Below are 9,752 nucleotides of genomic sequence, written 5' to 3'. Positions count from 1 at the left end.
CGCGGTCACCGGATCTTCACGTTGCGGAGCACGCCGCAGGTCTTGGAGTTCTTGAGGACCATCGTGACCGGGCCCATCTCGGCCTCGCCGGTCTTGACCGCGCCGGCGTGCTCGAAGTCGGGCATCCACGTGCGGACCAGCTGCGAGTTCGCGACCGAGGCGCCGTGGAAGGCGTCCAGGCCGAAGCTCACGGCGTAGAGGTCGGTGAGGTTGGGGATGTTGCCGCCCGCGCCGGCGCCGTCCGCGTCCCGGGTCTCGATCGGGATGATCGGCGCGGAGCCGTCCATCCTGTCGCCGATGTCGACCAGCACCCACGGGCCGTACCGCTCGACCATGCGGCCGAGGTCGTCCTTGGTGTTGGTGTACATGCCCGCGCGCCGCGCGAGGCTGCGCACGCGGGTGATGGACGCGGTGTTGCCGAGGATGCCCTTCGTGCCCGGCGGGACGTCGTCCGGGCCGCCCAGGCCGCCGCCGGTGTGCGACGGGTGGATCGTCGAGAGGAACTCGTCCAGGATGTCCAGGGCGTCGTTGGCCTTGTCGACCGAGTTGATCGTTGCCGGCGACCAGTCCGCGTAGTGCGTGGTCGCGCTGTTCGGGACGTACTCGGTCGAGGAGCCGGCCAGCGCCTTGGACAGGCCGTCGAAGCCGTTGGCGTCGACGGCGGTGTCGCCGAGGATCAGCTCCGTCTGGAACTTCACCTTGATGGCGATGACCAGCTGCTGCAGCTGGAACGTGACCTCGTTGGTGGCCGCCTCGCCGAGCGCGGCGAGCACGCGGTCGATGTTGAACGTGCCGCCGAGGGGCTTGAGGTCGCTGGTGAACCGCTGCCGGGTCGCCTGGCCGGCCACGTACTCGCTGTTGATCGCGCGGAACGCGGCCGCGGCCGCGGTGATCAGCCGCGTGTAGCCGTAGGTCAGCGTGCTGCCGCCGGTCGGGTTCACGACGTCGTCGAACACGATCTGGTCGAGCAGCCACGAGTAACGGCGCAGTTCGTCGATGACGGCGAAGGTCACGTCGTCCTGGACGTTGACCTTCGCCTGGGCGAGCGTGATCGCCATGGTCAGTCTCCTTGGGTCAGCTGCCGCTCATGCGGCGGCGTACGGCCGCACCGAGGCCGGTGGGGCGCTGGATCGTGGGCGGCGTGCCGCCGCCGGGGTGGTCGCCACCGGAGCGGGCGGCGCCCGTGGTGGCCTTGTGGTTCGGGTGGGTGGAGACCCAGGTCTTGATGTGGGCCTGCAGCTTCGTGCGGAAGGCATCCGACTTCGGGTCGTCCGCGATGAACTCCTCGAGGCTGTCGAGGAAGCTCGTGCTGTCGAGCAGGGCGTCCGCGTTCGCGCCGGCCGCGCCCGCGACCCGGAGGATCGCGTTCTCCGCACCGATTTCCCAGTTGATCGCCTGCTGGTCGGTGACCTGGGCCGCCAGGGCCTCGGGGTCGGGCGGGGCGTCGTCGCCGTCGGAGGTGAGTCCGAGGGCCTTGAGGATCGCGTCGCGCTGCTGCTGGGCCGCCTGGGCCTGCTGAGCCGCGGTCTGCTTGGCGGTGCGGTGGTTGGCGCTTTCGGTCCGCAGGTCACGGATCTGCTTCTGTGCCCATTCGGGCAGCGAAGCGATGTCCTGCGGGTCGGTGCCCTGCTGCTGGGCGGCCGGCGCCTGGCCGGGTGCCTGCTGCTGCGCGGGCGGTGCTGCGGGCGGCTGGTCTCCTTGCGGCGCCTGGCCGCTCGGTTCCCCGCCGCCGTGGTCCGGCGATGCGCCCTTGATGGGCCACACCGGCTTTCCCGCCACGATCCCGACTGCGGTGAGCCCGGTGCGCGGGTGGACCGGAAGGGCGGTCCCGTCGTGCGGGGCGCCTGGCCCCTTCGACGTTGCTGCCATGATCGTACGTCCTTCCTGGACGGTCTACTCGGACTTCCGCGACTTGGCCGCTTTGGCGGCGAGTCGCCCGAACTGCTGGGCGCCGTACTTCTTGCGCCCGATCGACGCGGCGAGCGCCTTCGGGTCGCTGGTGCCCTTCGCCGCCAGCTGGGCGACGAGCTTGCGAAACCTCGTGCCGGAGCCGAGCTTCGGTGTGTCGGCCACGTGGGCCTCCCTACTTCTTGCCGAGCGTCTTGAGCGCGGCCAGTTGCGCGCGCTCGCCCGGGAGGAGCCGCTTCTTCTTCTCCAGGAACGCGATGCGGGGCGCCACGCTCTCGTGGCCGTGCATCTCCACGAAGTCCTTCGCGAGGGCGCCGAGGTCCTGCTCGACCGGCTTCGCCGCGGGCTTCTTCGGAGCCGGGGCCGGTGCGGGCGCCGACGTCCGCGGCGCGGCGTTGGGGCGGTTGGGGTCGTCGGCGAGGGTGACCAGGTGGTTCGGTTCGCCGCCGATGTGGATGGCGGCATCGTGGTCTTCCTCCCGGAGGGCCTTGCGGTTGTCCTCCGGGACGATGCTGATCTTTCCCTCGGCGCTCATCCGCTTGAGCTGCTTGTCCTGCTCAGCGCGGGAAAGACCGCGGGCGTCGAGGGTCTTGCGGAGGTCGACCATCCCAGCCCAGCCCTGGTACTTGCCCCCGGTGAGCTTGTTGACGTCCTCGGTCAGCGCCGCGTCGAACCGGCTCTCCGGGGTGTCCGGCACAGCCGCGGGCTTCGCGGCCGGGGCGGCCTTCTTCGCGGCCGGGCGGGCCTTGGCGACGGGCAGCTTCCCGCGCACGGCGCCGCTGTCGTGGTCCGCCGGGGACAGCTTGCCCTTCAGCGAGCCGCTGCCGGGGGAGGTCAGCTTCCCGCTGAGGGTGGCCTTTCCGCCGTGCTCGACGGACGCCTTCTTCTTGGCGGACAGCTTCTTGTGCCGGCCGCCGCTGCCGAGGCGCATGTGCGCGAAGGCCGCGCGCTTCGCTTCCGGCTTCAGCGCGTCGAAGTCGAACGCCACTGTGGACTCCTCATCTCGCAGCACCGATTTGCTCTCGGTGTGGCTGGCGGAACAGCTGGGTGGGTGCGGTCTTGATGTGCTCGCGGATCTCGGCCTGCGCCGCGCGGACGTCGCGCTCGAAGGCCTTCTTCGCGGCGGGGTCGAGCGCGCCGGCGGCCTGGAGCTTCGCCCGGCGGACCTTCCGCTCGAGCACGCGCAGCTGCTGCCGCGCCTTGTCGCCGTCGGGGTCGGCTGTGTCGGTCGGGAGCCGGGTGACGCCGGGCAGGTACGCGGACAACGAGTGCCGGCAGTTCGGGTGCATCAGCCCGGCGGCGACGGCCTCGGTGACCGACCCGGCAATGTGGACGGTCACCTGCCAGTCCTGGGTGCCGTGCAGCACCCGGGCCTCACGCGGGCCCGGGGCGCCCGTGCGCGCGAGCACCTTGCCCTCCCACGGCCGGCACCGCGCGCACTCCTGCGGGGCGTCGGAGACGACGACGAGGTCGATCCCGGCTGCGCCGAGCCGGTCGAGGTTGCCCTGGACCGCGGCCTGGGCGGTGCCGGTGCGGGAGGCCATCTCGACGTAGGAGGCGAGTTCCCAGCGGCGGTTGCTCTTGTCGACGAACCCCGTGATGCCGCGGGCGAGCAGCTCCTCCCAGGCGCGCTGCGCGGTCCGGAGCCGGGTCTCCCGGCCGGTGAGCGTGCCGGTCAGCATGGTCTTGGCCATGACCTCGCGGTAGGCGTCGAGGTCCCAGCGCAGGATCCGCACGTGCGTGCCCAACAACTTCGAGGTGAGCGCGTACACCATGCGCTGGATCGCGCCGAGCTGCGGGAGCTGGCGGCGCAGGTCGGCCAGCATGTCGTCGGACATGCCGGATCGCTTGGCCAGCTCGGCGATCGCGGCCTCGCCGCCGCGGTGGTACGCCAGCACGATCGCCTGCTCGACGGTGCCGGTGAGGTCGGCCTGGATCTTGTTCAGCAGCGACCGGGCGCCGCGGGAGAGGATGCCGAGCGCGGCCAACTGCTTCTCGGCGTCCGGCGGTTCGGCGATGCCCGCGCGCAGCTGGCGGGAGATCTGGTCGGCCAGCTGGACCTCAAGGCCGTGGTACAGCTCGGCGATCGTCCCGGCGATGTCCGCGCCGAGCGTCCGGTCGACCGGCACGGAACGCTACTTCTCCGCCGGGGGCTTGTCGGCCGGCGGCTCGTCGCCCGGCAGGCCGGTGAAGGTCTCGGGGTTCTGCACCTCGGCCGGGCCGGCTTCCTGGAGGATCCGGGCGACCTCCTTGCCGACCTCGGTGTCGTCCCACTCCGGGTGCAGCATCCGCACCTTCGTCTCGGTGGACGCGGCGCGCGCGGCCTCCAGCTGGGCGAGGGTCTGCGACAGTGACGCCGGGTCCTGCTGGACCGCGTCGGGGAAGTTCACCGTCGGCGCGTCGCTCGGCGCGGCCGGCCATCCGAAGTGGACCTGGCCGAGCTTGGCCAGCGTCCAGAGGATGGCCTGCAGCTGAGGCCGCACGTACTTGATCTTCTTGTCGCGGGTGATGAGCGACTTCCGCTCGCGCGCGGCGACTTCGGTGGCGGTGACGGCGACGTCGCCGGTGAGCCCGAACGTCTGCTGGCTGTAACCCGCGGTGGTGACGATGCGGCCGACGAAGTCGAGCGCGGACTTCTGGTGCTCCTCCACGCGGATCTCGAACTGCTGCAGCGTCAGCTGCGTGCTGCCGTCCGCGGCCGGGATCATGCCGAGGCCTTCGTAGGCCTCGCGGTCCGGGTCGAACATGGCGCCCTTGCCGGGCCCGCGGTCCTGGAGGAACACCTCGGGGACGATGATCCGCGCCTTGGCGAGGCGGATGTCGCGCATCCACGAGGTGTAGGTCTCGTCGAGGGCGTCCATGAACCCCTCGACGCCGTCGAAGTCGCTGCGCCCGAACGGGGCGCACGCCGGCAGGTGCCGCCACTGCCGGTTCGGGCGGATGTTCGGGATGTACACGGCGGTGAGGCTGTCGACGCCGGTGTCGACGTCCTTCAGGCCCTTGGTCTGCGGGGCGTCGTCGAGCGGGACCGCGCGGCCGAGCGACTCCCGGGTGCCCTCGTAGAGGCCGTGCAGGATCTTGCCGGGCTCGTGCCGCTCGAGGTGGCGGAGGACGACGCGGGTGTCGGCGCGCAGCTCCTGCACGAACGTGACCGCCGTCAGCCGGCCGTAGCGCCAGTCGGGGATGGCGGCGTCGGCGTGCACGGGCGCGAGCCACGGGCCTTCGGGGCGGACCTCCTTGTCCCACACCGCGCGCAGGTACACACCGGACAGCGCGGCGCACAGCTCCGCGGACTCCAGCAGCGTCGCGTGCAGCTGGTCGTCGAGCAGCTTGTCCAGCTGCTCCTGCGCGGCCTTGTCCTTGTCCTCGGTGGTGAGGGTGATCGGCTCGGAGAACAGCAGGTCGGCGCTCGTGGCGGCGAGGTCCGCGGCGATCGGGACGTGCAGCTTCACCCGCTTCTCGCCGGGCGGGACGGGCTGGCCCCAGAACCAGCGCGCGAAGGTGCCGACGACGCCGCCGCGCAGCTGGCTCGGCCGGACGTTCGGGGTGTTGACCAGCTGGTGGCCGATCGCCTGGTACGCGCGGGAGAGGTGGTCGGGGTTGCCGGAGTACCAGGCGCCCCAGGTGTGCATCTGGGCGAGCGCGTCGGCGAACTCCGGGGGCGGCCACGGCGTGCCGTTGTCGGGGAGCGGCACGTCAGATCTCCTCTTCGGCCATGATCTTCACGAGCGCGTCGACGGGGACGTGCAGCTCGGCGAGGGCATCCAGTGCGGCGTTCGCGTGGTCCTCCCACGTCGAGTCCATGTCGTTCTCGCCGCGCATCCGGTCGGCCATCAGCGCGGCCAGCTCGTCCCGGGTGGCGTACCGACGTCGCTGGACCACGTCAGTCGCCTTCGAACGGGTCGACCGGCTGGAACACCGCGCGGTTGAGGTGCATGAAGCCCTCCTCGAACGCGGTGCGCGCGAGGGCCAGCTGACGCGGGTCGGTCGGCACGGTCGGCCGGGCGCGAACCCAGCGCCACAGCTTGGCGACGACCTCCTCGACGTGCTTGATCTCGTTGACCGTGTCGAGCGCGTCCGGGGTCTGCTTGCGGTAGCCGGTGACGTTCTGGCTGCCCGTGTCGATCAGCTCGCTGGTGGGCTGCTGCTCGCTCATGCGACGGTGCTCCAGTCGGTGGCGAGGAGGTCGGACTGGGACGCGACCCAGGGCACGAGGTCGCCGTCGACGGGGCGCATGAAGATGTAGGGGCGGCGCATCTTCGAGTGCTCGTCGGGCACCTGCAGCGCGAGCCACATGCCGGCGCCGTTCCAGCCCGCGCGGGTGACCTTCTCGCCGCGCCGCAGCGCCTTGAGGGCTTCGCCGAAGTTCATGCTGCCTGTCCTTCCTGGACGTAGGGGCGCCAGAGCGCCTCGGTGGTGTGGATGCCGTACCGGCCGCCGTCGAGCGAGTGGTCGGCTGCCTTGATCGGGGCGTCCTCGCCCTTCTCGGCCTTGTCGGGGTCCCAGCTGTAGCCGGGGATTTCGGAGATGAAGCCCTCGCAGGACTCGTGGACCTTGAGCAGGTCGCGCGCGAACAGCGAGCTGAGGGTGCGGATGCCGTCGAGGACCTCGTTGCGCGCGAGCGTGGGCGTGAGGCCGTCGTGGTGCAGCTGCTGCACGAACGACGCGGCGCTCGGGTCGACGACCGTCCACTCCGGCCAGATGCCCTTCGCCGCGGGGAACTGCGGGTGCGGCAGCTCGCCGAGCCAGCCGCGGAACCGCTCGCTGTACTCGACGTCGGTCAAGGACCTGCGCTGGTGCTTGGAGTCCCAGCGCCACTCGTGGGTGAGGTACAGGCGGCGGGCGCCGTCCTGCTCGGGGTGGCCGAGGCCGAGGATCAGCGCGGCGAACGGGTTCGTGGTGCCGTAGTCGATGCCCGTGCTGAGCCAGCGGTCGATGACCGGCAGCTCCTTGACGACGTGCCGGTCCGGGTCCCACATGTCGTAGACCGCGCCTTCGGCCAGGCACCACTCGCCGAGCACGAACCGGCGGAACCACAGGCCGACGTACTGCCGCTTGAGCCGCTCGACGTACGCCGGGTCGAGGCTCGGGTTGTCGTCGAGGGTGAAGTGCCAGCTGCGCAGCCCGACTTCGCCGGCGCGGAGCAGGAAGTCCTTCCGCAGCCAGTGCGCCGGCCCGTCGGGGTTCGTGGTGCCGAACAGCTTCGCGCCGACGACGGAGAGCCGGGAGAGCAGCATCATCCAGAAGCCGCGGGGGAGCAGCGTCGCCTCGTCGACGTAGGCGAGGGCGATGGTCATGCCGCGGATGCGGTCCTCGGCGCGGACGTCGTTGGCGCCGATCAGGTGGATCGTGCGGCCGAGGACCGTCGCGGTGGTGGCGCCGCGGGTGTGGTGGACCTGGCGGGCCAGCACGCCGAACAGCGCGACCGACTGGAGCGGCTCGATGAGGTTCCGCTCGATGGTCTCGCGGGTCTTGCCGATCATCACGATCAGCCCGGTGTCCGGCGCGACCGAGACGGCGATGAGGAACGCCAGCAGGGAGGCGATGGTCTTGCCGGAGCGGACGGCGCCGGACCACACCGCGATCTGCTCGACGCGGAGGGCCTCGACGATCGAGCGGATCTGCTTCGGGCTCAGGATCGTCGTGACCCGCGAGAGGTCAATCCCCGGCATCGCCGTCGGGCGGGAGCTGGTCGTAGGCGGCCTGGAGGCCGGCCGCGAGCGCGCCGAGCATGCTCTTGGCGCCGTCGACGCCGCCGGCGCCGGTGTCGTGCTCCTCCAGCTTCATGGAGGTGTTGGCCGCAGTGGCGGTGGCCTGCATCAGCTTGAGCTTGTCCTGGGCGGTCGGCTCCGGCTGCGTCCAGACCTCGCGGACGAAGTCCTTGCCGCCGTGGTCGACGTACGTGTGCGGCGTCCACAGCTGCGCCCGCAGCCGCGCGGCGTCGTCGAGCAGGTCCAGCATCAGCGCGGCCCGGCGCGCGCGGGCGTCGGCGACCTTGGCCTCGGTGGCGGCCCGCACGGCCTCGCGGTCGAAGCTCAGCTCCAGCTCGTCGGCGATCTTCGAGACCGTGGCGCCGGAGCGGCCGATGGCCTTCGCGATGGCGTTGCGGGACTCGCCGGCGGCGTGGAGGTCGCGGACGCGGCGCTTGTCCTCGTCGGTGATCGGGCGCGCTCTGGCCACGTGATCACCTCCAGCTGGTCTCGGGGTTGCCCTCCACGTCCTGCCCGTGCGCGGGCCTGGGCCGAGGGCTCTGCCGGACTCAGCCCGGCAGCCCCGGGTACAGCGCAGCCCCCGCCGAGGGCGCCCGGCGGGGGCTGCGTGATCCCGGAGCCGATCCCGGGTTACGGCGTCACCAAAGGGGTAGCTGCGGGCCTGCCTACGCGGGCGCGGGGGCGGGGTCGTACTGCTTGTGGAACTCCTCGTCGGACAGGAACTCGCCGAAGAGGTCGTCGGTGACGATCCAGTCGCCGACGTTGAGGGTGAAGTCGCCCATCGTGGACGGGACGGTGATCACGCCGTTGGCCTCGACGGGCTGGCCGGCGTTGAGACCGACGACGCGGCGGCTGAGCACGCCGAGCACCTTGTCGAAGTTGTCGCCGGTCCACTGTTCCGCTTCACGCTTCCGGACGTAGAAGGCCACAGCTCGCTCCTGGGGGTTGCGCCGATGACGGCTGATGGGCATAGCTCCGCCCGCAGAAAGCGTGACACACGTGATCACCTGGGCCAAGCACCGGGGCCCGGTCGGGGGTGTCGCGGTCAGTCCGGCAGCCGCACGGCCTTGATCGCGGTCAGGCACGCGGGGCAGAGGATGCCGCCGGGCCCGGCGGGCTTCTCGCCGCACTTGGAGCAGGTCGGGTACTTCGGCGGCGCGGTGGTCTGGTCGGTCATGCCTCGATCACACCATCGCGGCGCTCGAGGTAGGCCAGCAGCTCGCCGAGGTCGTAACCGCCGTCACCTCGGGTGAGGTGCCCGCGCTCGACCCACTTGCGGAGGGTGGCCGGCCCGATGCGGTAGCGGTCGTCGCCGGACGCGTCGGCCTGCTGGTGCAGCAGCAGCACCGCCAGGCGCGCGGGGACGCGCTTCACCACGCACCCTCGTCAGGCTCGGCCGGCTCGTCGTCTCCGGGGCGGTAGATCACGTCGCTGTACTGCGCCAGGACGCCGTGGAAGGCAACGCTCCGGTACCCGTTGGTCTCGATGACGTAGTACCGGTCGTCGGTGATCTGCGCGGTCTTCATGACGTTCGGGTGGTGGTGGTAGTCGGCGACGATCTCGGTCACCGTGCCGGTCTCCCGGCGGCGGAGCTTCGTGCCGACCTCGAACCGCGGGGGGTCAGTCGGGCTGGTCACGGTCGCCACGCGGGGTCGTAGTCGGGGTGTCCGGCGTAGACGGTCGCCAGGCGCTTGATGACGTCGCGGGTGACCTGGCAGATCAGCTCACGGGCCGGGTTGTCGACGTCGGCGCAGTACCGCGCGTAGTCGTCGAGGATCGCCTTCTTCGCTCCCACGTCGTCGAGCACGGCCTGCGGGTCGCGGTCGGCGATGAGGGCGAGTTCCGAGGCCACGAAGGGGCCGGTGTCCTCTTCGCCGGGCCGGGTAGCGGCCGGGATCGTGCGGTCGGCGACGTGCAGGAAGTAGTCCGTCCCGAAGTCGTCGTCGGTCAGCCTCTGGAACTGCCAATCCGGAGCGCCGCCGAAGGTCTGGGCCGCGGCGCGCGCCTTCGTCTCGGCTTCGTCGAGGCGGGCCCAGTAGAACGCGATGAGCGGGTCGACCGGCGCCAGGCCGACGACCTCGCGGGTCGGCACGTGGTGGTGCTCGTTGTCAGCCATGCCTCGAATGTAGGCCG

The 9,752-nt window shown here is 71.3% G+C and carries 16 protein-coding genes; all 16 read right to left on the bottom strand.

What is annotated here, in order from left to right; genetic code table 11:
• Nucleotides 1-5: 5 nt before the first annotated feature.
• Nucleotides 6-1,058: a major capsid protein gene (locus EIY87_RS09305; RefSeq protein ID WP_125307253.1), complete on the bottom strand. Its 1,053-nt coding sequence runs from the start codon at nucleotides 1,056-1,058 to the stop codon at nucleotides 6-8.
• 16 nt (nucleotides 1,059-1,074) lie between these two features.
• The gene (locus tag EIY87_RS09300) at nucleotides 1,075-1,869 is read right to left on the bottom strand and encodes a hypothetical protein (protein ID WP_125307252.1); all 795 of its coding nucleotides are present in this window, start codon (nucleotides 1,867-1,869) and stop codon (nucleotides 1,075-1,077) included.
• 24 nt (nucleotides 1,870-1,893) lie between these two features.
• Nucleotides 1,894-2,073 (bottom strand): hypothetical protein, encoded by a 180-nt coding sequence (locus EIY87_RS09295; protein WP_125307251.1) that lies wholly within the window; start codon nucleotides 2,071-2,073, stop codon nucleotides 1,894-1,896.
• Between the two features lie 10 nt (nucleotides 2,074-2,083).
• Entirely contained in the window at nucleotides 2,084-2,920 is an 837-nt protein-coding gene (locus tag EIY87_RS09290) for a hypothetical protein (RefSeq protein WP_125307250.1), read from the bottom strand.
• Nucleotides 2,907-4,037 carry a phage minor capsid protein gene (locus tag EIY87_RS09285; protein ID WP_125307249.1) on the bottom strand — a complete coding sequence of 377 codons (1,131 nt, stop codon included), beginning with the start codon at nucleotides 4,035-4,037 and terminating at the stop codon, nucleotides 2,907-2,909. The genes EIY87_RS09290 and EIY87_RS09285 overlap by 14 nt, the downstream gene beginning before the upstream one ends.
• Nucleotides 4,038-4,043: 6 nt before the next feature.
• Entirely contained in the window at nucleotides 4,044-5,603 is a 1,560-nt protein-coding gene (locus EIY87_RS09280; RefSeq protein ID WP_125307248.1) for a capsid protein, read from the bottom strand.
• A gap of 1 nt (nucleotide 5,604) precedes the next feature.
• Entirely contained in the window at nucleotides 5,605-5,790 is a 186-nt protein-coding gene (locus EIY87_RS09275) for a hypothetical protein (protein ID WP_125307247.1), read from the bottom strand.
• A gap of 1 nt (nucleotide 5,791) precedes the next feature.
• Nucleotides 5,792-6,064 carry an Acb2/Tad1 domain-containing protein gene (locus EIY87_RS09270; RefSeq protein WP_125307246.1) on the bottom strand — a complete coding sequence of 91 codons (273 nt, stop codon included), beginning with the start codon at nucleotides 6,062-6,064 and terminating at the stop codon, nucleotides 5,792-5,794.
• Nucleotides 6,061-6,279: a DUF2829 domain-containing protein gene (locus EIY87_RS09265; RefSeq protein ID WP_125307245.1), complete on the bottom strand. Its 219-nt coding sequence runs from the start codon at nucleotides 6,277-6,279 to the stop codon at nucleotides 6,061-6,063. Before EIY87_RS09265 ends, EIY87_RS09270 begins: the two co-directional genes overlap by 4 nt.
• Nucleotides 6,276-7,580, bottom strand: coding sequence for a PBSX family phage terminase large subunit (locus EIY87_RS09260; protein ID WP_125307244.1), 1,305 nt, complete (start codon nucleotides 7,578-7,580; stop codon nucleotides 6,276-6,278). Before EIY87_RS09260 ends, EIY87_RS09265 begins: the two co-directional genes overlap by 4 nt.
• Nucleotides 7,567-8,088, bottom strand: a complete 522-nt coding sequence (locus EIY87_RS09255; protein WP_125307243.1) for a helix-turn-helix domain-containing protein — start codon at nucleotides 8,086-8,088, stop codon at nucleotides 7,567-7,569. The genes EIY87_RS09260 and EIY87_RS09255 overlap by 14 nt, the downstream gene beginning before the upstream one ends.
• Before the next feature lie 196 nt (nucleotides 8,089-8,284).
• Nucleotides 8,285-8,548: a hypothetical protein gene (locus EIY87_RS09250; RefSeq protein ID WP_125307242.1), complete on the bottom strand. Its 264-nt coding sequence runs from the start codon at nucleotides 8,546-8,548 to the stop codon at nucleotides 8,285-8,287.
• 116 nt (nucleotides 8,549-8,664) lie between these two features.
• Entirely contained in the window at nucleotides 8,665-8,796 is a 132-nt protein-coding gene (locus EIY87_RS48900; protein ID WP_263855608.1) for a hypothetical protein, read from the bottom strand.
• Nucleotides 8,793-8,996, bottom strand: a complete 204-nt coding sequence (locus tag EIY87_RS09245; RefSeq protein ID WP_125307241.1) for a hypothetical protein — start codon at nucleotides 8,994-8,996, stop codon at nucleotides 8,793-8,795. Before EIY87_RS09245 ends, EIY87_RS48900 begins: the two co-directional genes overlap by 4 nt.
• Entirely contained in the window at nucleotides 8,990-9,256 is a 267-nt protein-coding gene (locus EIY87_RS09240) for a hypothetical protein (RefSeq protein ID WP_125307240.1), read from the bottom strand. Before EIY87_RS09240 ends, EIY87_RS09245 begins: the two co-directional genes overlap by 7 nt.
• Nucleotides 9,253-9,735: a DUF6221 family protein gene (locus EIY87_RS09235; protein ID WP_125307239.1), complete on the bottom strand. Its 483-nt coding sequence runs from the start codon at nucleotides 9,733-9,735 to the stop codon at nucleotides 9,253-9,255. The genes EIY87_RS09240 and EIY87_RS09235 overlap by 4 nt, the downstream gene beginning before the upstream one ends.
• Between the last annotated feature and the right edge of the window lie 17 nt (nucleotides 9,736-9,752).

It is taken from the genome of Amycolatopsis eburnea (assembly GCF_003937945.1).
GTDB classification, from domain to species: domain Bacteria; phylum Actinomycetota; class Actinomycetes; order Mycobacteriales; family Pseudonocardiaceae; genus Amycolatopsis; species Amycolatopsis eburnea.
Note: the sequence above shows the minus strand (reverse complement) of the source record. Positions and strands in the feature narration are given on the sequence as shown.